The 22,322-nt window shown below is 73.5% G+C and carries 22 protein-coding genes and 1 tRNA gene; 9 read left to right on the forward strand and 14 right to left on the reverse strand.

Going from position 1 to position 22,322, the window contains the following annotated elements:
* Positions 1-15 precede the first annotated feature (15 nt).
* From B073_RS0113265 to B073_RS0113275, 3 genes are read right to left on the reverse strand one after another with little or no spacing between them, the layout of a single operon-like run.
* Positions 16-894 (reverse strand): SDR family oxidoreductase, encoded by an 879-nt coding sequence (locus B073_RS0113265; protein ID WP_018538583.1) that lies wholly within the window; start codon positions 892-894, stop codon positions 16-18.
* The gene (locus tag B073_RS0113270; RefSeq protein WP_018538584.1) at positions 891-1,919 is read right to left on the reverse strand and encodes an alpha/beta fold hydrolase; all 1,029 of its coding nucleotides are present in this window, start codon (positions 1,917-1,919) and stop codon (positions 891-893) included. The genes B073_RS0113265 and B073_RS0113270 overlap by 4 nt, the downstream gene beginning before the upstream one ends.
* Positions 1,916-3,463 (reverse strand): flavin-containing monooxygenase, encoded by a 1,548-nt coding sequence (locus B073_RS0113275; RefSeq protein ID WP_018538585.1) that lies wholly within the window; start codon positions 3,461-3,463, stop codon positions 1,916-1,918. The genes B073_RS0113270 and B073_RS0113275 overlap by 4 nt, the downstream gene beginning before the upstream one ends.
* A gap of 291 nt (positions 3,464-3,754) precedes the next feature.
* Here B073_RS0113275 and B073_RS39945 point away from each other — a divergent pair, with 291 nt between their 5' ends.
* Positions 3,755-4,555, forward strand: coding sequence for a MerR family transcriptional regulator (locus B073_RS39945; RefSeq protein ID WP_018538586.1), 801 nt, complete (start codon positions 3,755-3,757; stop codon positions 4,553-4,555).
* Here the strand turns inward: B073_RS39945 and B073_RS0113285 are convergent.
* Positions 4,473-5,276: an exodeoxyribonuclease III gene (locus B073_RS0113285; RefSeq protein WP_018538587.1), complete on the reverse strand. Its 804-nt coding sequence runs from the start codon at positions 5,274-5,276 to the stop codon at positions 4,473-4,475. The two genes, B073_RS39945 and B073_RS0113285, sit on opposite strands and share 83 nt — an antisense overlap.
* Before the next feature lie 179 nt (positions 5,277-5,455).
* Between B073_RS0113285 and B073_RS42770 the strand changes: the two genes are divergently transcribed.
* The 5 genes from B073_RS42770 to B073_RS0113310 all read left to right on the forward strand — a co-directional run bounded on the left by B073_RS42770 (position 5,456) and on the right by B073_RS0113310 (position 8,807).
* Positions 5,456-5,686: a hypothetical protein gene (locus tag B073_RS42770; protein ID WP_018538588.1), complete on the forward strand. Its 231-nt coding sequence runs from the start codon at positions 5,456-5,458 to the stop codon at positions 5,684-5,686.
* An 88-nt stretch (positions 5,687-5,774) separates the two neighbouring features.
* Positions 5,775-6,257 (forward strand): GNAT family N-acetyltransferase, encoded by a 483-nt coding sequence (locus tag B073_RS0113295; protein WP_026247336.1) that lies wholly within the window; start codon positions 5,775-5,777, stop codon positions 6,255-6,257.
* Positions 6,258-6,379: 122 nt separating this feature from the next.
* Positions 6,380-7,324 carry an ABC transporter ATP-binding protein gene (locus B073_RS0113300; RefSeq protein WP_018538590.1) on the forward strand — a complete coding sequence of 315 codons (945 nt, stop codon included), beginning with the start codon at positions 6,380-6,382 and terminating at the stop codon, positions 7,322-7,324.
* Positions 7,321-8,301: an ABC transporter permease subunit gene (locus B073_RS0113305; protein WP_018538591.1), complete on the forward strand. Its 981-nt coding sequence runs from the start codon at positions 7,321-7,323 to the stop codon at positions 8,299-8,301. Before B073_RS0113300 ends, B073_RS0113305 begins: the two co-directional genes overlap by 4 nt.
* 113 nt (positions 8,302-8,414) lie before the next feature.
* Positions 8,415-8,807 carry a GntR family transcriptional regulator gene (locus B073_RS0113310; protein WP_018538592.1) on the forward strand — a complete coding sequence of 131 codons (393 nt, stop codon included), beginning with the start codon at positions 8,415-8,417 and terminating at the stop codon, positions 8,805-8,807.
* Positions 8,808-8,831: 24 nt separating this feature from the next.
* Here the strand turns inward: B073_RS0113310 and B073_RS0113315 are convergent, their stop codons facing one another.
* Both B073_RS0113315 and B073_RS0113320 read right to left on the reverse strand, forming a co-directional pair.
* Entirely contained in the window at positions 8,832-10,217 is a 1,386-nt protein-coding gene (locus B073_RS0113315; RefSeq protein ID WP_018538593.1) for a sensor histidine kinase, read from the reverse strand.
* Between the two features lie 153 nt (positions 10,218-10,370).
* Positions 10,371-10,844 carry a hypothetical protein gene (locus tag B073_RS0113320; protein WP_018538594.1) on the reverse strand — a complete coding sequence of 158 codons (474 nt, stop codon included), beginning with the start codon at positions 10,842-10,844 and terminating at the stop codon, positions 10,371-10,373.
* A 377-nt stretch (positions 10,845-11,221) separates the two neighbouring features.
* Here B073_RS0113320 and B073_RS0113325 point away from each other — a divergent pair, with 377 nt between their 5' ends.
* Together B073_RS0113325 and B073_RS0113330 are read left to right on the forward strand one after the other, a co-directional pair.
* Positions 11,222-12,055 carry a MerR family transcriptional regulator gene (locus tag B073_RS0113325; protein WP_018538595.1) on the forward strand — a complete coding sequence of 278 codons (834 nt, stop codon included), beginning with the start codon at positions 11,222-11,224 and terminating at the stop codon, positions 12,053-12,055.
* Positions 12,052-13,320, forward strand: coding sequence for a glycosyltransferase (locus B073_RS0113330; protein WP_018538596.1), 1,269 nt, complete (start codon positions 12,052-12,054; stop codon positions 13,318-13,320). The genes B073_RS0113325 and B073_RS0113330 overlap by 4 nt, the downstream gene beginning before the upstream one ends.
* A gap of 65 nt (positions 13,321-13,385) precedes the next feature.
* On the opposite strand, the gene B073_RS0113335 is transcribed toward B073_RS0113330, so the two are convergent.
* From B073_RS0113335 to galU, 7 genes are all read right to left on the reverse strand, one after another.
* Positions 13,386-13,458: transfer RNA gene (locus tag B073_RS0113335), tRNA-Ala, on the reverse strand.
* Between the two features lie 76 nt (positions 13,459-13,534).
* Positions 13,535-14,575: a hypothetical protein gene (locus B073_RS0113340; protein WP_018538597.1), complete on the reverse strand. Its 1,041-nt coding sequence runs from the start codon at positions 14,573-14,575 to the stop codon at positions 13,535-13,537.
* A 163-nt stretch (positions 14,576-14,738) separates the two neighbouring features.
* Positions 14,739-15,362 (reverse strand): GNAT family N-acetyltransferase, encoded by a 624-nt coding sequence (locus tag B073_RS0113345; protein WP_018538598.1) that lies wholly within the window; start codon positions 15,360-15,362, stop codon positions 14,739-14,741.
* A gap of 14 nt (positions 15,363-15,376) precedes the next feature.
* Positions 15,377-15,877: a MogA/MoaB family molybdenum cofactor biosynthesis protein gene (locus B073_RS0113350; RefSeq protein ID WP_018538599.1), complete on the reverse strand. Its 501-nt coding sequence runs from the start codon at positions 15,875-15,877 to the stop codon at positions 15,377-15,379.
* Complete coding sequence (gene moaC, locus B073_RS0113355) at positions 15,874-16,356, reverse strand: cyclic pyranopterin monophosphate synthase MoaC (protein ID WP_018538600.1); 483 nt, start codon at positions 16,354-16,356, stop codon at positions 15,874-15,876. Before moaC ends, B073_RS0113350 begins: the two co-directional genes overlap by 4 nt.
* A gap of 101 nt (positions 16,357-16,457) precedes the next feature.
* Positions 16,458-17,780 (reverse strand): gephyrin-like molybdotransferase Glp, encoded by a 1,323-nt coding sequence (glp, locus tag B073_RS0113360; RefSeq protein ID WP_018538601.1) that lies wholly within the window; start codon positions 17,778-17,780, stop codon positions 16,458-16,460.
* 4 nt (positions 17,781-17,784) lie between these two features.
* Positions 17,785-18,687, reverse strand: coding sequence for a UTP--glucose-1-phosphate uridylyltransferase GalU (gene galU, locus B073_RS0113365; RefSeq protein ID WP_018538602.1), 903 nt, complete (start codon positions 18,685-18,687; stop codon positions 17,785-17,787).
* Positions 18,688-18,767: 80 nt separating this feature from the next.
* Here galU and B073_RS0113370 point away from each other — a divergent pair, with 80 nt between their 5' ends.
* Positions 18,768-19,415: a 5-formyltetrahydrofolate cyclo-ligase gene (locus B073_RS0113370; protein WP_037811619.1), complete on the forward strand. Its 648-nt coding sequence runs from the start codon at positions 18,768-18,770 to the stop codon at positions 19,413-19,415.
* 138 nt (positions 19,416-19,553) lie between these two features.
* Here B073_RS0113370 and B073_RS0113375 read toward each other — a convergent pair whose 3' ends face one another.
* Positions 19,554-22,301 carry a penicillin acylase family protein gene (locus B073_RS0113375; RefSeq protein ID WP_018538604.1) on the reverse strand — a complete coding sequence of 916 codons (2,748 nt, stop codon included), beginning with the start codon at positions 22,299-22,301 and terminating at the stop codon, positions 19,554-19,556.
* Positions 22,302-22,322 lie beyond the last annotated feature (21 nt).

Here is a 22,322-nt window from a genome sequence, read left to right on the forward strand (position 1 = left end):
CCACCCCGGCCGGTCCTAGCCGTTCATCCGGGCCTTCTCGTCCGCCTCGCCGCCCGCGCCGACGAGCCCGGCCCGGAACCCGTCGAGCCGGTTCCCGAACCGCCGCATCTCGCGCTGCCCCACCGTCCCGATGACGCCGGGAAGGTAGCCGCGCACCGACTGCATCCCGCGCAGCCACCACTGCCCGTAGACATGCGCGGAGCGGCGCTCGATGCCGGCCACCAGGCGGTCCACGGCCGGGCCGAGCGGATAGGTCTTGTTGGACGGCCAGGGCAGCCGGGCGCGCAACTCCCGCATCAGGTCCTCGCGGTCGGCGCCGCGCACCATGTCGGTGTCGGTCCAGCTCAGATAGCCGACCCCGACCCGGATGCCCTTGTGCCCGACCTCGGCCCGCAGGCTGTGCGCGAACGCCTCCACGCCCGACTTGGAGGCGCAGTACGCGCTCAGCATCGGCGCCGGCGTGAGCGCGGCGAGCGAGGCGATCTGGAGGAAGTAGCCACGGGACGCCGCCAGCGCCGGCAGGAACGCCCGGCCGGTGACCGCGCTGCCGATCAGATTGACCTCGATGACGCGCCGCCAGGCCACCGGGTCGGAGTCCGTGAACGGGCCGCCGGTCGCCACCCCGGCGTTGGCGACGACCACGTCGGTCTTCCCGAAGCGGAGCCGCACCTCCTCGGCGACCCGGGACATCGCCTCGTGGTCGGTGACGTCGGCGTGCCAGTGGTGGGCCGGGCCGTGCAACGAGGCGGCGACCGCGCGCAGTTCGTCCGGCTCCAGGCCGACCAGCGCGAGGGTCGCCCCGCGCGCCGACAGCTTGCGCGCCAGCAGCGCCCCGACCCCGCGCGCCGCGCCGGTGACGACCACGACCTGCCCGTCGAGCTTGCTTCCGTTCACGCCGCCTCCTCCCTCTTCTGCCGTTCCTGCTTCGGCCGTTCCTGCTTCTGCTGCTCGGATTGCTGCCGCTCGGTCTGCTGCCCTGCGGCCGGGCGCTCGCCGCGCGGGGCGGCGGCGTCGGCCAGGTGGTCGCGGACGAGTTCCCGCAGCCGTCCGGCGACCGCGTCCGGGTCCTCGACGGGGGTCATATGGCCCAGGCCGGGCAGCTCGGTGAGCCCCACGCACTGCGGCAGGACCGAGGCCAGCCGCCGGGCGTGCACGAACGGGGTGAGCCGGTCCGCAGTGCCCGCGAGGACCGCGGTCGGTACCTCCAACCGGGCGACGCCACGGGTCAGTTGGAGGTGGTAGAGCACCATGCCCCAGCGGGCGCGGACGCCGGTCGGGCAGGCGTGGACGATGCGCGCGCACGCCTCGATCTGCTCGGCGCTCGACCCGGGGCCCATCGTGGCGTACCGCAGGGCGTGCCTGGCCACCGGGGAGACCGGGCCGAGCGGGGCGCGCGAGCCGAGCAGGAGCCGGTGCGCCCGCCGGCGGCCGCCGGGGGTGGGCAGCGGGAACACCCGGGACTCGGCGGCCAGGTCGGCGCAGCCGGTGCTGCACAGCAGGACGGCCGCGGCCCGTTCGCGCAGCTCCGGCCGCTCGGCGGCGGCCATGATCGTCATCCCGCCCATGGAGTGGCCGCCGACGACCGCCCGTTCACCGGGGGCGAGGCTCTGCTCCAGGACGGCGACGAGGTCGTCGGCGAGCGCGCGGGTGCTGTGGCCGGCGGGCGGTGCGGCCGGGCTGCGCCCGTGGCCCCGCTGGTCGTAGACGATCACCTTGTGGTCGTCGGCCAGTTCCCGGACGACCGCCGCCCAGAACGCGGTCGAGCAGGTCCAGCCGTGCGCCAGGACCACCGCCGGGGCGCCCTCGGGGCCGTGGACCTCGGCGTGGAGCCGGGACCCGTCGGCGGAGGTGACCTCCAGCGTCCTGCGGGGCACCGGCGGGGCGTAGCGGCCCCGGGTGAGGTGTGCCGGCCGCTTCACGCTGCCACCTCCTCCGCGGTCGTCCGGCCCGCGGCGGCCGGTGTCGGCTCGTCGTCCGGTCGCCGCCGCGGCGGCCGGATCACCTCGTACTCAGCGAGGTCCACCTGCCGTGTCGCCCGGCGGAACTCGGCGGTGGTGCCCGGCCAGGCGGTGGTGTTGCGCCCGTTGGCGTCCAGGTACCAGCTGTCGCAGCCGCCGGTGTTCCACACCGTGCGCTGCATCCGCTGCTGGATGGTGCGGGTCCACTCGTCGACCGCGGACCGCCGGGCGTCCAGCGCGATCCCGTCGCCGAGGACGTCCAGTTGGCGCATGAAGTCGACGAGGTAGTTCAGCTGCGACTCGATCATCAGGATCATCGAGCTGTTCCCCAGGCCGGTGTTGGGCCCGATGATGGTGAGGAAGTTGGGGAAACCGGCCGCGCTGGTGCCGCGGAGCGCCGCCATGCCGTCCTTCCACTCCTCGGCGAGGGTGGTGCCGCGGGCCCCGGTGACCCGGTGGGCGATCGGCATGTCCGTGACGTGGAAGCCGGTGCCGAAGACGATCGCGTCCGCCGCGGTCTCGGTGCCGTCCGCCGCGACCAGGACGTTGCCCCGGATCTCGCGCAGCCCGGAGGTCACCACGTCCACGTTGGGCCGGGTCAGCGCCGGGTACCAGGTGTTGGACAGCAGGATCCGCTTGCAGCCGATGCGGTAGTCCGGCGTCAGCCGGGCGCGCAGCTCCGGGTCCTTGATCGCCTTGTGCAGGTGCGACTTGGCGAGGGCCTCGACGAGTCCCAGCCGGCCGGGCCGCTTGGTGAACGCGCCGACCTGCATCTCCCGGATGCCCCACAGGAGTTGGCGACGCAGCTGGCGGGTGGCCGGCACCTTGGTGTGCAGCCACCGCTCCGGCCCGGTGATCCGCCGGTCGGCCCGCGGCATCACCCACGGCGGGGTCCGCTGGAACACCGTCAGCCGGCCGACCTCGGGCTGGATCGCCGGCACGATCTGGATCGCCGAGGCGCCGGTGCCGACCATGGCGACCCGCTTGCCCCGCAGGTCGTAGTCGTGGTCCCAGCGCGCCGAGTGGAAGACCTTGCCGGGGAAGTCCGCCAGCCCCGGGATGTCGGGGATCTGCGGGTCGGAGAGCGGCCCGGTGGCCGACACCACCACCTCCGCGGTGAACGGCCCCTGGGCGGTGTCGATCTCCCACCGCAGCTCCCGGCCGTCCCAGTGCAGTGCGCGCACCTCGGCGCCGAGGCGCAGATGCGGCCGCAGCCCGAAGGTGTCCGTCACCCGCTCCAGGTACGCCCGGATGTGCGGCTGCCCGCTGAAGTTGCGCGGCCACTGCGGATGGGGCGCGAACGAGAACGAGTACAGGTGCGAGGGCACGTCGCAGGCGCACCCCGGATAGCTGTTGTCCCGCCAGGTGCCGCCCACCGAGTCCGCCCGCTCCAGGACCACGAAGTCGGTGATCCCCGCGCGCCGCAGCCGCACGGCGGCCCCCAGTCCGCCGAACCCCGATCCGATCACCGCCACCCGCACATGCCGCTGCCCGTCGTCGGCCATGCCGCCGCCACCTCCCGAGTCGACGCTTCACCGTCTCCCAATCGCGCCAGCAATCACTGGCGCGATTGGCACGATTGGAGCGTAGGACAGTCACGTACCGAGCGGTAGGGGTCGAACGAGGGGAAGTTACCTCTGGTCACACCCGAGGCCCTCCGGCACCGCCCCGCATAGGCTGGCCCCGTGGCAGACCAGGCGGCAGCACCGACCCCCCAGGGCCCCCGGGACGCGGACACCCGCACCCCCCAAGGGGACCCGCATCCCCAAAGCGCCCCGAAGGAGCGCGAGTTCCGCATGGGCGACCTGGCCCGGGAGGCCGGCATCACCGTCCGCACCCTGCGCTTCTACCGCGAGCGCAAGCTCATCCCGCCACCCCGCCGGGAGGGCCGGATCGCCTGGTACAACGAACACCACCTCGCCCGCCTGCGCACCATCGCCGCCCTCCTGGAGCGCGGCCACACCCTCGGCGGGATCGCCGAACTCCTCACCGCCTTCGAGACCGGCCGCGACGTCGGCGAACTCCTCGGCCTCCCCAGCCCGCTGCTGACCCCCTGGTCCGAGGAGACCCCGGTCCGCCTCACCCCCGAGGAGCTGGCCGACCACTTCAGCGGCGAGGTCACCCCGGCGAACCTCACCGCCTCGCTCGCGCTCGGCTATCTGGCCGTGGACGGCGACGAGTTCGTGCACATCAGCCGGCGCCTGCTGGACGCCTCCACCAGCCTCGTCGCCCAGGGCATCCCGCTCGCCGCCGTACTGGAGGCCGGCGGCCGGGTCCGCGCGCACGCGGACGCCCTCGCCGACCTCTTCACCACCCTCATCCGCAGCCACCTCGTCACCACGCTCCACGACCTCCCCCGGGCCACCGAGGCGGTGGAGAACCTCCGCCCGCTCGCCAAGGGCGTCGTCGAGGCCGAACTCTCCATGGCCATGGACCGCCGCATCCGCACCGAACTGGAGCACCTGCTGGCCGGCGGCCGGAGCACACCGGACGGAGCGGACGCGGGTGGCGCGGCTACGCCTCGTACACCACCGTCACCGGCGCATGATCGCTCCAGCGCTGGTCGTACGACTCCGCCCGCTCCACGTACGCCTTGACGGCCCGGGCCGCCAGACCGGGCGTGCACATGTGGTAGTCGATGCGCCACCCCGCGTCGTTGTCGAAGGCCCGACCGCGGTAGGACCACCACGAGTACGGCCCCTCGGCGTCCGGGTGCAGCGCGCGGACGGCGTCCACATAGCCGCCCCGTTCCGCGTCCAGCACGTCGGACAGCCAGGCCCGCTCCTCCGGCAGGAAGCCGGACTTCTTCTGGTTGGCCTTCCAGTTCTTCAGGTCGGCCTCCCGGTGAGCGATGTTCCAGTCACCGCAGACCACCACCTCGCGGCCGTCCGCCGCGGCCCGCTCGCGCAGCCCGACCAGATACGGCAGGAACTCCGCCATGAAGCGTTCCTTCTCGTCCTGCCGCTCGGTGCCGACCTCGCCGGACGGCAGATAGAGGCTGGCCACCGTCACCCCGGGCAGGTCGGCCTCGACGTACCGCCCGCTGCCGTCGAACTCCGCCGACCCGAAGCCGACCCGCACCCGGTCCGGCTCCCGCCGCGTGTAGAGCGCGACCCCGGCCCGGCCCTTGGCGGCGGCCGGCGCGTGCACGGTGTGCCAGCCGGCCGGCTCCCGCACCTCCTCCGGCAGCTGGACGGTCTCGGCCCGCAATTCCTGGAGGCACAGCACATCGGCATCGGTCCCGGCCAGCCACGGCACGAAGCCCTTCTTGGCCGCGGCCCGCAGCCCGTTCACGTTCACAGAGGTCACGGTCAGCATCCCGGCACCCTAACCCGGCGCCCGCCGGCCGGGCCCACCCCGCATACGACGAGACGGGCGGGCGTGCGGGCGCCCCACGGCGCGGCACCGGCCGAGCCACCGCTCCTCCGATTACCCTTTCGTCACTCTATGAAGTCAACCGACATCAGAGCGCACCAAAGCACCCCTTGGAGACGACCATGCGCAACCTTCGCCGGACCACCACCGCCGCCGCCCTCCTGTGCGGCGCCGCCCTCCTGGGCACCGGCACCGCCCACGCCGACAGCGACCTGCTCGGCATCAGGCAGTCCAGTTCGTGCCTCAGGACAGTCCTCCCCGTCGACGCCGTCGGCGCCGTCGGGGTCGGCAGCGGCCTCCAGTCCACCAACCTGCTCCCGATCATCGGCTGCTCCAACTCCATCAGCAAGTGAGGCGGTCCATCAGGGGGTGGTCCACCTCACCCCCACCGGGCCCGCCCTGCCCTTCGGTCACGGGCGGCGCTTCCGTACCCTTCGCCTCATGGAGATACGTCCCGTCCGCTACGACCACCCCGACGCGGCCCGGCTCACCGAGCAGGTGCAGCAGGAGTACGTCCGGCGGTACGGCGACGGCGACCTGACGCCGCTGGCACCGGAGATGTTCGTGCCGCCGCGCGGCCTGTACCTGATCGCGTACGAGGACGGTGCACCGCTGGCCACCGGCGGCTGGCGGGTCCAGGAGGACGTCGCCGAGGGGTACGCCGTCGGGGACGCCGAGATAAAGCGGATGTTCGTGGTGCCGCAGGCCCGCGGCCGCGGGCTGGCCCGGCGAATCCTGGCCGCGCTGGAGTCGGACGCCCGGGCCGCGGGCCGCACCCGGATGGTGCTGGAGACCGGCACCGAGCAGCCCGAGGCGCTCTCCCTGTACGCCTCCAGCGGATATGCGACGGTCGAGAAGTTCGGCTACTACCGGACCTACGAGTCCAGTCGCTGCATGGCAAAGCAGCTGGTCAGCGCCGCCTGATCCGCCGCACGCCCGCCGCCTGGCCCCCCGCGGCGGCAGCCTGGGGCGATCCCGCCTTTGACACCTCCCGCGCCACTCCCCATACTCATTCCACTAATTAACTAGTTAAAGGGGGGATCAGCGTGCACGACCCGAGCTCGGGCCCCTGGGCGATCGAGGCCGACGACCTGGGGAAGCGATTCCGTGGCCGGTGGGCGCTCCAGGAGTTCTCCTTCCGGCTGCCGGCCGGCCGCGTCTGCGCCATGGTCGGGCCCAACGGCGCCGGCAAGAGCACCTTCCTGGGCATCGCGGCCCGGTTGGTCGAGCCGTCCACCGGCACGCTGCGGCTGTGCGGCGTCCCGGTCGGCGACCCCGCCGCCCGGGAACGCGTCGCCTACCTCGCGCAGGACAAGCCCCTCTACCCGCGCTTCACGGTCGCCGAGACGCTCCGGCTCGGCCGCGAGCTGAACCCGCGCTGGGACCAGGCGCTGGCCGAACGCATCGTCCGCGGCGGCGCGATACCGATGGCCGCGCGGATCGGCACCCTCTCCGGCGGCCAGCGCACCCGGGTCGCCTTCGCGCTCGCCTTCGGCAAACGCCCGGAGCTGCTGCTGCTCGACGAGCCGATGTCCGACCTGGACCCGCTGGCCCGCGACGAGCTGTCCGGGCTGCTGATGGCGGAGGCCGCCGAGCACGGCACCACTGTCCTGATGTCGTCCCACATGCTGACCGAGGTCGAGGAGATGTGCGACCACCTCCTCGTCGTGGCCGGCGGCCGGCTGCGGATGGCCGGCCCGACCGAGGCACTGGTGCCCGCGCACACCCTGGTGACCGGGCGGACCGTCGACGGCCGGGTCCCCGGGGAGCTGGCCGAGCGGCACACCGTCGTCGAATCCCGCGTCAGCGGACGGCAGTTCAGCGCCATGGTCCGGCCGGCCGGACCGCTCGCCGACCGCCCGGAAGCCGCCCCCGACGCCGCCTGGGACACCCTGACGCCGAGCCTGGAGGAGATCCTGCTGGCCTGCATGCGCGCCCCGGAGGCACCCGCCCTGATCGTGGACGAGTCCCGGAAGGAGACCGCGGCATGAGCACTGCCACCACCCACGAGGCCGCGGCGGTCGGCGGCACCACCTCCGGACCGCTGCGCGGGACCCTCTGGCTGGTCTGGCGCCGGCACCGCACGGCGCTGCTCACCGGCATCCTGGTCACCCTCGCCGCCTGCGCGCTGTTCTCGTACCAGCGGATCGGGCTGATGGGCTTCCTCGGTGGCCACGACGCCGGCGGGACGACGCTCGACGAGGAGTTCCGCAGCCGCTTCGGTTCGGCGTTCGGCAGGGATCTGCAGTTCCTGGAGATGGTGCCGGTGCTGGTCGCCGTCTTCCTGGGCGCACCGCTGATCTCGTCCGAGCTGGAGCGCGGCACCCTGCGGCTGGTCACCACCCAGTCCGTCAGCCGCGGCCGCTGGCTGGCCGCGACGCTCGCCCTCCCGCTGACCGTCGTCACGGTGTGCACCGTCCTGCTGTCGGCGGTCTTCCAGTGGCTCTGGTCGCCCGCGCACTCCCTGGTGGTGAGCGGCGACTGGCTCACCAGCGGCCCGTTCGACGTCACCGGCCCGATGCTGGTCGCCAAGACCCTCTTCCTCACCGCCTGCGGCGTCGCCCTGGGCAAGCTGATCAAGCGGGTGGTGCCGGCGATGCTGGCCACCGCGGTCGCCGCGGCGGCGGTCAGCGTGGTCTGGGGCGCCAAGGTGCGGCCGGTCCTGGGCACCCTGCGCAGCACCACCTACCCGTACCACGGCGACGGCCCGCACCTGGCCGCCGACACGGTCCGGATGGACGACTGGGTGGCCACCGCCGACGGCCGGCTCTTCGGCTTCGGCACCTGCGTCCACAACGCCCACCCCGACGCCTGCCGGGCAAAGCTGGGCATCGTCAACAACGTCACCCAGTACTTCTCCTACGACCAGATGCCGGGGATGCAGTGGCTCGGCGCGGGCATCCTGCTGGCGCTGACCGCCGTGGTGCTGGCGTTCGTGGTGTGGCGGGCCCACCGGCGGCCGCTCTGAACGGGCGCCCGGCACCGGCCCGGCGACGCTTTGACACCCACCGCGGGCAGCCCGATGATCAATCGGTCGGCGAGCCCGGCCGGGGCCGCACCACGCACAGAGGCAGAGAGGCGGTGAGCGCCGTGGAGTTCCGGATCGACCGCCGCAGTGGCGTCGCCACCTACCTCCAGATCGTCCAGCAGGTCCAGCAGGCGCTGCGGCTGGGCATCCTGGTGGAGGGCGACCGGCTGCCCACCGCCGCGCAGGTCGCCGCCAGCACCAAGGTCAACCCCAACACCACGCTCAAGGCGTACCGCGAGCTGGAGCGCGAGGGCCTGGTCGAGCCGCGGCCCGGTCTCGGCACGTTCGTCAGCCGCACCCTGGCCCGGCCCGACTCGGCCGCCGACGCCGTGCTGCGCGAGGAGCTGCGCGGCTGGATGGACCGCGCCCGCGCCGAGGGCCTGGACCGCGAGGACGTCCGGGCGCTGCTGAACTCCGTGCTGGAGGACCGCTTTTCGGAGGGGTGAGTTCGGGGGGTGAGGGCGCGGCGGTCAGGGGGTGTCCGGCCCCGGCCCGTCGGGCACGCCGTGGGCCGGGCCGTGGCCTTCCCCGCCCGGCTCGCCTTCCCCTCCGGGGTGCGGCTCCTCGCCGTCCGCCCCCGGGCACAGTGCCGCCCGCAGATCGACGGTGGCCAGCGCCCCGCCCCCGGGCGGATTGGTGAACCGCAGCCCGGCGCCCAGCACCCGCGCCTGCCCGGCCGCGATGGTCAGCCCCAGACCCAGCCCGGGCCCACCGCGGCCGCCGCCACTGCGGAACCGCTGCGGGCCGTGCGCCAGCAGCTCCTCGGGGAAGCCGGGGCCGGCGTCCCGCACCCGTATCACCCCGCCGTCGGCCTCCACGGTCACCGGCGCCGCACCGTGCCGCCGGGCGTTGCTGATCAGATTGACCACGATGCGCTCCACCCGCCGCGGATCGGTCTCCACCAGCCCGTCCGCGCCCACCCGCACCCGTATCTCCCCGTCGGCGGGCGCCCGTTCGGCGCCGGCGGCCGCACTCCCGGACGCGGTGCCCATCGACGGCCCGCCCGTGCCCGGGTGGCCGGCCGCCGCCACCGCGCGCCGCACCAGCTCCCCCAGCGGCCGCACCTCCCGGTCCGCCTCCTCGGTACGGGCGTCCAGCCGGGCCACCTCCACCACGTCCTCCATCAGCCCGCGCACCCGCTCGGCCCGCTCCCGGACCATCTCGGCGGGCCGGGACGGCGGCAGCAGCCCGGCCGCGGCGACCAGCCCGGCGACCGGGGTCCGCAACTCGTGCGCGATGTTCGCGGTGACATCGCGCTCGGCCCGGAGCCGCCCGGCGAGCGCCTCCGCCATGGTGTTCACGGCCGCGGTGAGCTGTGCGACCTCGTCGTTGCCGGACAGCGGCAGCCGCGCGCCCAGATCCCCCTCGGCGATCCGCTGGGCGGTCGCCGCGGACGCCGTCAGCCGCCGCCCGAGCCGGTGCGCGACCAGCAGCCCGACGACGCAGCCCAGCGTCGTACCGGCCGCCCCGGCCACCCACAGGATCCGGTCCAGCGCCTCGACGGTCTGCTGCTCCCGGTCGTAGGGCCGCTTCAGCGCGACGATGTCCGAGCCCTGCCGGGTGGCCGCCCACAGATACGGCGTGCGGCCGCCCTGCTCCAGATAGACGCCCCGCCGGCCGCCGTCGACCAGTGCCCTCAACGGGCCCGGCAGATCCGGGGGGTTGATCAGCCCGCGCCCGGTGTCGATCCCGGCGGCCCGGTCCTGGACGGTGGTCTGCAGCCGGCTGTCGAGAGTGCCCCCGGCCAGGTCGAGCTGGGCGTTGACGGTGTGCTGGTGGACGAGGACGCCGACGAGGACCGCGACCACCGCCGCGGTGGCGGAGATCGCGATGCCGATCTTGGCGCGCAGCCCCATCCGTTCCCTTCTTCCGTCTCTGCCGTCTCTGCCGTCTCTTCTGTTCCCGCGTCTCTTCTGTTCCTGCCGTCTCTTCCGCTCCTGCCGTCGCCGACTCGTCGCCGTCGGCATCCCGCCCCGCCGCCCGCGTCTGCGGACCCCGGGGCCGCCCGCCTACTCGACGTCAGGAAGGTGCAGACTCACCCGCCCCAGCTCGGCGGCCTTCGCACCGTGCACCTCGGGCGCGACCACCCCGGCGCTGGAGTAGTACGCGAAGCCCTCCTGCCGCTGCAGCCCGCTCAGCGTGACCTTCACCTGGTACGGCCGGCGCACGCACGCCGGCGCGCACCAGTCCCCGACCAGCCCGCCGCCGGCCACCGCGGTCGCCCCGCCCCACGACTCCCAGCGCAGCCCGGTCAGCCGCGCCGAGCCGCCCAACGGGAGGGAGGACGGGCGCTGCAGCGGGCGGCCGGCGTCGCCCGCCGCGTAGACGGGGCCGGTGCGCGCGGTCGGCGCGACGGCCGGCCCCTCGTCCCGCAGCAGCGGATCCGGCCCGCCGCACCCGGCGACCACCGCGGAGAGCAGCACCACGAGCAGCGCGGCCCCGGCGGCCCGAAGGGCCCGGGCGGTGGCGATTGCTGGTCTCACGGATTCCTTCGGGACGGGGAACGGCGGACGGGCCTGCGCACCGGGCACACCCCGCACCTCAGGTGCACCCTGCCCATCAGGCGAACGCACCCTGCGTACACGAGAATGTACAGATGCGTACACACGAGCGAATACCTGTTTCCCGACAAATGTAACGGGGTCCCCGCGAAACCGGCGTCCGACCGCACCACCGACACCGCCCGCCACCCGCGCCACCGCCGTCCCTCCCTTGACCCTCACGTCACGTCAGGCTCCACCCTTGTGCACGGCACAGGGCATGTGCCACAGGGCACGCACCACACCCGGCGCGCGCCCCACCGCACACCCACGCCCCACCCACTGCGCTCCACCCGCTCCCGCACCAGAAAGGCACCCCCATGGGATACCCGGTAGGCCAGGTCTCCGCCTTCGCCGGGGTCACCGTCCGCACCCTGCACCACTACGACAAGACGGGCCTGCTCCGGCCCAGCGACCGCAGCCCCGCCGGCTACCGCCTCTACAGCGACGCCGACCTCGCCCGGCTCCAGCAGATCCTCTTCTACCGGGAACTCGGCTTCCCGCTCGACGAGATCGCCGCGATCCTGGCGGACCCCCAGGCCAACGCCCTGGACCAGCTGCGCGCCCGGCACCGCCGGCTCACCGAGGAGATCAACCGGCTGCAGCGCCTGGTCGAGGTCGCCGAGCAGGCCATGGAGGTCCAGCAGACCGGCGTCCGGCTCACCCCGGAGGAGCGCTTCGAGGTCTTCGGCGAGATCGCGTTCGACCTGACCTACGCCACCGACGCCGACCGCAAGTGGCGCGACAGCGACGGCTACCGGCGCTCGATGGCCCGGGCCGCCGCGCACTCCAAGGACGACTGGGCGCAGATCATGGCCGAGGCCGCCGACTGGCGGGCCCGCCTGACCGCCGCCTTCGACGCCGGCGAACCGGCCGACGGCGAAGTCGCCATGGACCTCGCCGAAGAGCACCGCCGGCACCTCACCCGGTGGTTCGCCCCGTGCGCCACCGACATGCACGGCCGGATCGCCGACGACTTCGCCACCGATCCGCGCGCCTTCGCCCTGATCGTCCCGCCCACCGAACAACGCCCGGGCCTCGCCCCGTATCTACGCACCGCCATCCATGCCAACGCGGTCCGCCAGTCGCCCCCGGCACCCACCGCCGACCCGGCGACCGGCACCACCGCCCCCCGACCCAAGGCCGAACCGTGAACATCCTCATCACCGCCGCCGGCTCCTACGGCGACATCGCCCCGTACACCGGCCTCGGCGCCCGCCTCCGGGCCGCCGGCCACGAGGTCGCCCTCGCCACCCACGACGGCTTCGCCCCCGTCGTCCGCGCCGCCGGCCTGGAGTTCCGCAGCCTCCCCGCCGACCCGCGCGCCGCCCACCCCGCGGACCCGGACACCGCCGGCACGCCCACCACCCGCCGCGCCCTGATGCGCCGCGCCGCCGCCTTCATCGAACAGCTCGGCACCGGCATGGCCGACGCCGTCGCCCCCGACACCGAGCTGCTCCTCCTCTCCACCACCACGGCCCCGCTCGGCTGGCACCTCACCGAGGCCCTGGACATCCCGTCCGTCGGCGCCTACCTCCAACCCACCGCCCCCACCCGCGCCTTCTCCCCCGTCGTCAGCGGCGGCCGCTCACTCGGCGGCTGGGGCAACCGCGCCGCCGGCCGCCTCTCCCTCCGCGTCGTCGACCGCCTCTACACCGGCGCCGCACGGGCCCTGCGCACCCGCCTGGGCCTGCCGCCGGCCACCCCCGGCGCGGTCCGCCGCCGCGTCGAGGCCGCCAACTGGCCCGTCCTGCACGGCTTCAGCGAACTTCTCGTCCCGCGCCCCGCCGACTGGCGCCCCGGCCTGGACATCACCGGCTACTGGTGGCCGCACCTCGCCCCGGACGCCCAACTCCCGCCCGCCCTGGAGGACTTCCTCAACGCCGGCCCGCCGCCGGTCTCCCTCGGCTTCGGCAGCATGGCCGCCGACGACGCCGAACGCCTCAGCGCGCTGGCCGTCCGCGCCCTGCGCCGCGCCGGCCTCCGCGGCGTCCTGCTCTCCGGCAACGCCGCCCTGACCGCCGCCGACTCACCCTCCGACGACATCCTCACCGTGCCCACCCCCGTCCCCCACGCCCTCCTCTTCCCCCGCGTGGCCGCCGCCGTCCACCACTGCGGCGCCGGCACCTCCGCCGCCGCACTCCGCGCCGGCATCCCCTCCGTCCCCGTCCCGTTCACCGCCGACCAGCCCTTCTGGGCCGCCCGCCTGACCTCCCTGGGCGCCGCCACCCCCGCCCTCCCCTTCCCCACCCTCACCAAGCTCCCCCTGGACGAAGCCGCAACCCGCCTGGCCACCGCCCTCACCGAAGCCACCACCACCGCATCCCTACGCACCCAAGCCCAGTCCGCCGCCCACCACCTCTCCACCGAAGACGGCCCCACCCCCGTCCTCAACACCCTCCTCCACGTGCCCCGCTGACCCCACTCCCCACGCACACCAAAAAGCCCCCACCGGAAATTCCCGGTGGGGGCTTCAACGCAAAGTGGACCTGAGGGGACTCGAACCCCTGACCCCCTCGTTGCGAACGAGGTGCGCTACCAGCTGCGCCACAGGCCCTTGCGACGAGTGAAACTCTAGCATCCCGTTCGCCGTGCTCGGAAATCGCTTCCGGTGCTGGTCAGTGGGGCGCCCGTCACTCGTTCGCCGCGCGTGGGCGGTCCTCGTCCTCGTACTGGTCGAAGAGAGGGGTGCGGCCGCGGGCGCGGCGGCCCGGGTGGGTGGGGCGGTCCTGCGCGGGGTCGGGCTGCGGGCGCTCGGGGACGGAGCTGGAGCGGGCGGAGCTCCAGGCGTCGTCGGCGTCCAGGTCGACGTGGCTGGTGGCGCGGGGGGCGACCGGCGCGGTGACGTAGGTGGGCAGCGGGACCGGGACGGGCTCCCAGCTGCCGGCGGCGGGGCGCGGGCGCTCCCGTTCGCGCTGCTGGTCGACCCACTCGGCGTGGTCGGTCTCCTCGACGAGGGCGCGGGCGCCGGCGGTGTGCGGGGGCGGGGCAGGGCGGGAGGGCTCGGGGGCGGCCTCGGCGGCGTCAGCGCGGGCGTCGGGCCGGTGGTCGTCGGCGGGCGGCTGGTCGGCCGCCTCGTGAGGGCGGGGTCGGCCCTCACGCAGCCGTCGTGCTGCCGCCTCCGCCTTGCGCTGGTCCATGGTGAAGACGAAGCGGCGGCGCTCCTGGGCACGCAGATAGACGATGTAGGCGGTCAGGAGCACGGCGGGCAGGGCGGGGGCCCAGAGGAGGGGCAGGCCGCCGACGGCCGCGGCGACGGCGCCGGAGGTGAAGGTGAGGAACAGGACGGAGATGGTGCGCCGGCGGCGGGCCAGGACCTTGGCGCGCTTGGTGCGCTCGGCGAGCGAGGAGCGCGGCGGGGCGGTGTGGGCGCGGGTGGAGATGTTGTCGGGCGCCGGGGCGGGTGCGGGGTCGCCGAAGGACCGGTCGCCGGCCGGGTCGTCCGCGGCGTCCGGTTCGGGCTCCTCGCCCGTCTCGTCGGCGGGGGACGCCCCGTGCTCCTTGTCGTAGCGGCGCTGCATGGCCGCGCGTCCGGACAGGAGCCGGATGGCCGTGCTGAAGCGCTCGGTGGGACGGGCTTCGTTGAGCTCGTCCTGTCTACGGAGCCACATCGGCACCAAATAGGCGGCCCAGGCCCCGACGATGACTGCATAGATGAGGCCGCTGCTTCTCACAACTCACACGGTAGAGGGGTTTGCGTGGGGCCATCCGCCAATTGGGCCGGTGTGTCGCACGATCTGGCTGATATCTCGAACTTTTTTTGTGATTGTTGCGATGGAGTTGTGGTGAATGGGGCACCGAGGGCGGGGTAACAGGGCCCTAATTCGAACAGGTTTTTTATTTGTGGGATGTGTCGGTGCGGTTGGATGCGCCGGGGTGTCGGCTCCGCCAGCGGTTGAGGAGCCCTTCGGGCACTTCCTCGGCGGTCAGCGCGAAAACCGCGTGGTCGCGCCAGGCGCCGTCGATGTGGAGGTAGCGCGGACGGATGCCTTCCTCGCGGAAGCCGAGTTTCTCCACCACGCGACGGCTGGGGGTGTTTTCCGGCCGAATGCAGACCTCGATGCGGTGCAGTCCGACGGTGCGGAAACAGTGGTCGACGGCGAGCGCCACCGCGGTCGGCATGACGCCCCGCCCGGCGACTTCCTGGTCGACCCAGTAACCGATATGGCCCGAGCACATCGAGCCCCAGGTGATACCGGCGACGGTGAGCTGCCCGACCAGCCGGCCGCGGTATTCGACGACGAACGGCAGCATCCGGCCGGCGTGCGCCTCGGCCCGCAGATGCCGGACCATCTGCCGGAAGGTGGGGCGGTGCGGCACCGGGACGCCGGGCGGGGCCGGCGGCACGGTCGCCTCCCAGGGGCGCAGCCAGTCGCGGTTGCGGCGGTTGACCTCGCGCCAGGGGCGCTGGTCGCGCAGCCTTATGGGGCGGAGGGAGATCTCTCCGTCCGTCAGGACCACCGGCCAGGGCGTGTTCAGCTGGGGCTCCCGGAGGGTCTGGGGTGGTCGCCGCCGCGGATCTGGTCGACGGCGTGCGGGAGGAGGTCGGCGAGGACGGCCAGGCCGTCGCGCACCCCGCCGGTCGAGCCCGGGAGGTTGACGATCAGGGTGCGGCCGGCGACGCCCGCCAGGCCGCGGGAGAGGGCGGCGGTGGGGACCTTGGCGCGGCCGGCGGCGCGGATCGCCTCGGGGATGCCGGGGACCTCGTAGTCCAGGACCCGGCCGGTGGCCTCGGGGGTGCGGTCGGTGGGCGAGATGCCGGTGCCGCCGGTGGTGAGCACCACGTCGTAGCCGGCGGTCACGGCCTCGCGCAGGGCGGCCTCGACCGGGCCGCCGTCGGGGACCACCCGGGGGCCGTCGACGGCGAAGCCCATGGCGGTCAGGCCGTCGGCGAGCAGCGGGCCGCCCTTGTCCTCGTAGACGCCTGCGGCGGCGCGGTTGGAGGCGGTGACGACCAGGGCGCGGGCGGGGCTCACGGCCGGCTCCAGTCGCCGGACTTGCCGCCGGTCTTCTCCTCAACGCGGATGTCGGAGATCACCGCGGCCTTGTCGACCGCCTTGACCATGTCGACGACGGTGAGCGCGGCGACCGAGACGGCGGTCAGGGCCTCCATCTCGACGCCGGTGCGGTCGGTGGTCTTCACGGTGGCGGTGATCTCGACGGCCTCGTCGGTGACGGAGAGGTCCACCTTCACCCCGGAGACGGCCAGCGGGTGGCACAGCGGGATGAGGTCGGGGGTGCGCTTGGCGCCCATGATGCCGGCGATACGGGCGGTGGCCAGGGCGTCGCCCTTGGGGACGCCCTCGCCGCGCAGCAGCTCGACGACGCGCGGGGCGACCAGGACGCGGCCGCTGGCGCGGGCGGTCCGGGCGGTGACGTCCTTGTCCGAGACGTCGACCATGCGGGCCGCGCCGGCCGCGTCGACATGGGTGAGGTGTTGCTGGCCGCTGCTCATCGTTCTCCCGGTCGTACTGCCGCCTGTGGGACGACACCGTACCCCCGGTCGGCGCAGCGCACCCGATGCGGGCGGTGCGCTGCCGGTGCTCCCGTCGGGCGTCAGCAGGGATCGAGCGGGATGACCTCGACGGTGGCGTCGGCGGGGAGGTCGGTGGTGTCCTCGGGGACGACGATCAGGGCGTCGGCCCGGGCCATGGCCCGGATGAGGTGGGAGCCGCTGCCGCCGACGGGGGTGACCGTGCCGGCCACCGGGTCGTGGGTGCCGCGGAGGAACTGCCGTCTGCCGCGGGGCGAGGAGCCGAGCGGCTCGGTGAGGCGGGCACGGGCGGTGCGACGGTGCACCTCGGGGTGGCCCATGAGCGTGCGGATGACGGGGCGGACGAAGAGCTCGAAGGAGACGTAGGAGCTGACGGGATTGCCGGGCAGGGCGAGCAGCGGGATGCGGTCGGGGCCGATCAGGCCGAAGCCCTGGGGCTTGCCGGGCTGCATCGCGAGCCGGCGGAACTCGACCCGGCCCTCGTCGGCGGCGAGCCCGCTCAGGGTCTCCTTGACGACGTCGTACGCGCCGACGCTGACGCCGCCGCTGGTGACGAGGACGTCGGCGCGGGGGTACTGGTCCTCCAGGGCGGCGCGGAGGGTCTTCGCGTCGTCGGCGACGGCGCCGACGCGGTAGGCGAGCGCGCCGGCCGCGCGGGCGGCGGCGGTGAGCTGGAAGCTGTTGGAGTCGTGGATCTGGCCGGGGCCCAACGGCTCGCCGGGCGGGACGAGTTCGCTGCCGGTGGAGAGCACGACGACCCGGGGGCGGCGGCGGACCGTGACGGTGTCCAGGCCGAGGGCGGCGAGCAGGCCGAGCTGGGTGGGGCCGAGGACGGTGCCGGCCGGCAGGGCCGGCTCGCCGGCCTTCGCGTCGCTGCCGGTGCGGCGGATGTGGGCGCCGGCGGCGGCCGGGCGGTGCACCCGGACCTCGCCGCCGGCGTCCTGCGGGGCGGCACTGTGGGCGCGCATGGTGGCGGCCGGTCCCCGGCCGGTGCCGCCGTCGGTCCACTCGACGGGGACCACCGCGTCGGCGCCGGGCGGCACCGGGGCGCCGGTCATGATGCGGGCGGCCTGTCCGGGCCCGACGGTGGGCGGCTCGCCGCTGCCGGCGGCGACGTCGCCGAGGACGGTGAGGGTGGCCGGGGCGTCCTCGGCGGCGTCCGCGACGTCGGCGGCGCGGACCGCGTAGCCGTCCATGGAGCTGTTGTCGAACGGCGGCAGCGGCAGCGGGACGGTGAGGTCGTCGGCGAGGACGCAGCCCTGGGCGTCGAGGAGTTGCCGGGTGACCGGGGCCGGCGGGCTGAGCCGGGCCAGGATGTCGTCGAGGTGTTCGGCCACCGACCAGACGCGGTCAGGGTGGGAGGTCCGGTCGGTGGAGCCGTTCAACGTCCTACATCTCCTCGGTGACGTAACTGCGCAGCCAGGCCCGGAAGTCGGGGCCCAGGTCCTCACGTTCGCATGCCAGTCTGACGATGGCACGCAGATAGTCTCCGCGGTCGCCGGTGTCATAGCGGCGGCCCTTGAAGACGACGCCGTGCACCGGGCCGCCGAGCTCGGGGTGGGCGGCCAGCACCTGGAGGGCGTCGGTGAGCTGGATCTCGCCGCCGCGGCCGGGGTCGGTCTTGCGCAGCACCTCGAAGACGGCCGGGTCGAGGATGTAGCGGCCGATGATGGCGAGGTTGCTGGGCGCCTCGGCAGGTTCGGGCTTCTCGACCAGGTCGGAGACGGTGACCACGTCGTCGTCGGCGGTGGGGGCGGCGGCCGCGCAGCCGTAGAGGTGGATGTTGGCGGGGTCGACCTCCATGAGGGCGATGACCGAGCCGCCGTACTCCTCGCGGACCTCTATCATCCGGCGCAGCAGGGGGTCGCGGGGGTCGATGAGGTCGTCGCCCAGGAGGACAGCGAAGGGCTGGTCGCCCACGTGCGGCGCGGCGCACAGCACGGCGTGGCCGAGGCCCTTGGGGTTGCCCTGGCGGACGTAGTGGATGGTCGCCAGGTCGCTGGACTCCTGGACCTTGGCGAGCCGGGATCCGTCGCCCTTGCGGTGCAGGGCTTCTTCGAGTTCGTAGTTGCGGTCGAAGTGGTCTTCCAGGGGACGCTTGTTGCGACCCGTCACCATGAGGACGTCGGTGAGCCCGGCCGCCGACGCCTCCTCCACCACGTACTGGATGGCGGGCTTGTCGACGACCGGCAGCATTTCCTTCGGCGTCGCCTTGGTCGCCGGCAGGAACCGGGTGCCGAGCCCTGCTGCCGGGATGACAGCCTTGCTGATCCGTGCATGCGATGGGGTCATGCGCGACACCCTAACCGGCCCGGACGGGCCGGTGATGAGCGTCCGGTTAAGAGATCATGAGAGCCCGAGCGAGGCCCACGATGAGCGTTGAGCACGAGGAAAAGCGCAGGTTGCGGCGGGATCTCCGGGAGGTGAGGAGGGGGTTGCCGGCCGAGGTCGTGGCGGCCCGGGGGAGGGCGCTGGCCGGCCGGGTGCGGGAGCTGGACGAGCTGCGGACGGCTCCCGTGACGGGCGCCGGGGGCACCGGGGGCACCGGGAACGTCGAGGTCACCGCGCCGACCGTGGCCGCGTACGTCTCGATCGGCGGCGAACCGGACACCCATGCCCTGATCGACGCGCTACGGGCGGCCGGGGTGCGGGTGCTGCTGCCGGTGCTGCTGCCGGACAACGACCTGGACTGGGCGGTATACGAAGGCCCCGAGCACCTGGTCCCGGCGAGCTGGGGGCTGCGGGAGCCGGACGGGCCGCGGCTGACGCCGGAGGCCGTCGTAGAGGCGGACGTGGTGCTGCTGCCGGGGCTGGCGGTGGACCGGACAGGGCTGCGGCTGGGCCGCGGCGGCGGCTCGTACGACCGGGTGCTGGCCCGGCTGGAGCGGTCCGGGCGGCCCACGTCGCTGGTGGTGCTGCTCTACGACGACGAGGTGCTGGAGCGGGTGCCGGCCGAGCCGCACGACCGCCGGGTGCATGCCGCGGTGACGCCGTCGGGGGTGCACCGCTTCCGGCGCTGACGCCTCCACCGTGATCCGTTGTGATCCGCCGTGATCCCGCCCTGATCCGCCGCAGATTGGCCGGATGTTTCACGTGAAACGGCGTCGGGCGGGCCGGTGGAGTCCGGCCCGCCCGACGCGGTGAGGTGTCCGCCGCCGTCACGGCGACAGGGTCAGGGTGTCCTTCCCGGCCTTCTTCACGGCCTCCTCGCTGAACGCCCAGGGCAGCAGTTCGCCCTTGGCCCACTTGTCGGTCTGGTCGTAGTAGTGGGCGTGGTAGGCGTGCCCGGAGGCGCCGGTGAGGTTGATCCAGCGGGACTTGTCGAGGTCGGCGAGGTTGACCACCATCCGCATGGACGGGACCCAGGTGACCTTGTAGCCGCCGGAGGCGTTCCAGCCGGTGGCGTCGACGGCGGCCTCACCGCCGCCGAGGTTCCACGGCCCGCGGTTGAGCAGGTCCTGGAGGAAGCCCGGCCCGTCCTTGCCGAGGGTCTGGTTCGTGAGGTCCATCTGGTGCAGACGGCCCCAGGTCCAGTTGTCGATGTTCTTGCCGAGCTTGGAGGTCAGCTCGTAGCGGGCGTCCTTCATGGCCTGGGCGAGGAGCTCGTCGCGGTTCTTCAGGCCGGGGTGGCCGGGCCGGTCCTCGGTCTGCCACCAGGCGTTCTTGGGGTCGTCGAGGATGTTCCGGACGACCTCGTACCAGCGGTCGCCGCCGTCGGGCTGGGCGGTGTCGCCGGCCCGCTCGCCGCACTCGCGAACCAGCTTGTTCTGGGCGTCGGCCGGGCCGGTGTCGCCGGCCGGGCGGACGTAGAGGCACTGGCCCTGGACGCGCAGCTCCTTGGGCATCTTGTTGCCGAAGGCGAGCTTGAGGGTGTTGCGCCAGACGGCGTTGAAGTAGGCGGCCGCGGCGGAGTCGGGCTCCTGGGTGAAGTCCCAGCCGTTGAGCAGCTGCTGGGCGTCGCGGACGTACTTGTCCTTGATGTCGATCTTCGTCAGGTAGGGCGTGAGCAGCCGGGCGATCTCACTGCTGTTGTCCTTCTGGAAGGTCTGCATGTCGTCGGTGGAGACCTTGCCGCCGTCCTTGATCTTGGACTCGATCAGGTCGTTGATCCGCTGGCTGCGGGCGCCGTAGCCCCAGTCCTTGGTGATCATGTACGGGTACTTCTCGTCGACGACGGCCTGGTTGGCGGTGACGATGAAGCCGCGCTTGGGGTTGTACTCGTACGGCAGCGCGCTCTGCGGGATGGCGCCCTTCCACTGGTAGGCGGGGTCCCAGCCGGGCGCCGGGTAGGTGCCGTCGCCCTTGCCGCGGACCGGGATGGTGCCGGGGGCCTGGTAGCCGATGTTGCCCTTGGTGTCGGCGTAGATGAGGTTCTGCGAAGGGACCTCGAAGTCGGCCGCGGCCTTGCGGAAGCCGGTCCAGTCCTTGGCGCGGTTGAGCTCGAAGACGGCGTCCATGGACTTGCCGGGGGTCAGCGCGGTCCAGCGCAGGGAGACGGCGTAGCCGTCGCCGCGGTCGGGCGAGCCGTTGACGACGGGGGCGTCCTTGCCGACGTTGGTCAGTTCGTCGTCGCGGTCGGAGACGATCGGGCCGTTGTTGGTGGACCGGACGGTGATCTTGCGGCTCTCGCCGCCGGCGACCTTGATGGTCTCCTGGCGGGTGGCGAAGGGGCGCTGCCGGCCGTCGTAGAGGTAGCCGTCGGCGTTGATCTTCTCCAGGTAGAGGTCGGTGACGTCGGCGCCCAGGTTGGTCATGCCCCAGGAGATGTTCTGGTTGTGGCCGATGACGACGCCGGGCATCCCGGAGAAGGTGAAGCCGGCCACGTCGTAGTTGCACTTGGGGCCGGTGGTGCGGCAGTGCAGGCCCATCTGGTACCAGAGCGAGGGCATCTGCGGTGCCAGGTGCGGGTCGTTGGCGAGCAGCGGCTTGCCGGTGGTGGTGTGCTCACCGGAGACGACCCAGGAATTGGAGCCGATGCCGTTGCCGTTGGGGCCGAGCAGCGCCGGGACCTGTTCGAGCGTGGTGGACAGCGAGGAGAGCTGCTTCTGGAGGCCGCCGGCGGCGCCGCGCGCGGTGCGGTTGCCGGTGCCGGCGCCCGTACCGGTGCCCGTGCCCGTACCGGTGGTGCCGCCGCCCTTGGGGTCGAACTCCTTGGTGGCCGGGTCGACGCTGCCCCCGTCGACGATCGGCCGGTTCCGCTGGGACGGGTACTGCGGGTAGAGCTGGGCGATCTGCTGCGGGGTGAACCGGCTGGTCATCAGGGCCCGGTCGATCTCGTCCTTCATGTTGCCGCGCAGGTCCCAGGCCATCGCCTTGAGCCAGGCGACCGAGTCGACCGGGGTCCAGGGCTCGGGCTTGTAGTCGTTGGTGAAGCCGAGCGCGGCGTACTCCAGGGAGAGCGCGGAACCCTGGTGGTCCTTGAGGTAGGCATTGACACCGGCGGAGTACGCCTGGAGGTACTTCTTCGTGGCCGGCGAGAGCTTGGTGTCGTATTCCTTCTGCGCGACCTCGTGCCATCCGAGGGTGCGCAGGAACTCGTCGGTCTTGATCTGGCCCTTGCCGAACATCTCGGAGAGCCGGCCGGCCGTCATGTGGCGGCGGACGTCCATCTCCCAGAAGCGGTCCTGGGCCTGGACGTAGCCCTGGGCGCGGAAGAGGTCCTCGTCGGTGTCGGCGTAGATCTGCGGGATGCCGTTGCCGTCACGGACGACGTCCACCGGGTCGGTCAGGCCCGGGAGTTTGAGCGATCCCGTGGTCTCCGGGAAGGAGGCGCGGACGGTGCTGACGCCCCAGTACGCGCCGAAGCCGATGCCCGCCACGAGCAGCAGCACGACCGTGAGCGCGACGAGGCGGCCGCGCCGCCCTTTCTTCTTTTTGGGGGCAGGACCGGTCTTGTTGGCGGGCATCTCTGTCCTTCGAGGGGCAGG

Origin of the sequence: Streptomyces sp. MspMP-M5, from assembly GCF_000373585.1 — a bacterium.
Taxonomy (GTDB): domain Bacteria; phylum Actinomycetota; class Actinomycetes; order Streptomycetales; family Streptomycetaceae; genus Streptomyces.

Excerpts from the sequence above, each read along its gene's own strand:
- B073_RS0113275 (WP_018538585.1), bottom strand. The coding sequence starts at position 3,463 with ATGGCCGACGACGGGCAGCGGCATGTGCGGGTGGCGGTGATCGGATCG.
- B073_RS39945 (WP_018538586.1), top strand. The coding sequence starts at position 3,755 with ATGGGCGACCTGGCCCGGGAGGCCGGCATCACCGTCCGCACCCTGCGC.
- B073_RS0113285 (WP_018538587.1), bottom strand. The coding sequence starts at position 5,276 with ATGCTGACCGTGACCTCTGTGAACGTGAACGGGCTGCGGGCCGCGGCC.
- B073_RS42770 (WP_018538588.1), top strand. The coding sequence starts at position 5,456 with ATGCGCAACCTTCGCCGGACCACCACCGCCGCCGCCCTCCTGTGCGGC.
- B073_RS0113295 (WP_026247336.1), top strand. The coding sequence starts at position 5,775 with ATGGAGATACGTCCCGTCCGCTACGACCACCCCGACGCGGCCCGGCTC.
- B073_RS0113305 (WP_018538591.1), top strand. The coding sequence starts at position 7,321 with ATGAGCACTGCCACCACCCACGAGGCCGCGGCGGTCGGCGGCACCACC.
- B073_RS0113315 (WP_018538593.1), bottom strand. The coding sequence starts at position 10,217 with ATGGGGCTGCGCGCCAAGATCGGCATCGCGATCTCCGCCACCGCGGCG.
- B073_RS0113325 (WP_018538595.1), top strand. The coding sequence starts at position 11,222 with ATGGGATACCCGGTAGGCCAGGTCTCCGCCTTCGCCGGGGTCACCGTC.
- moaC (WP_018538600.1), bottom strand. The coding sequence starts at position 16,356 with ATGAGCAGCGGCCAGCAACACCTCACCCATGTCGACGCGGCCGGCGCG.
- galU (WP_018538602.1), bottom strand. The coding sequence starts at position 18,687 with ATGACCCCATCGCATGCACGGATCAGCAAGGCTGTCATCCCGGCAGCA.
- B073_RS0113370 (WP_037811619.1), top strand. The coding sequence starts at position 18,768 with ATGAGCGTTGAGCACGAGGAAAAGCGCAGGTTGCGGCGGGATCTCCGG.
- B073_RS0113375 (WP_018538604.1), bottom strand. The coding sequence starts at position 22,301 with ATGCCCGCCAACAAGACCGGTCCTGCCCCCAAAAAGAAGAAAGGGCGG.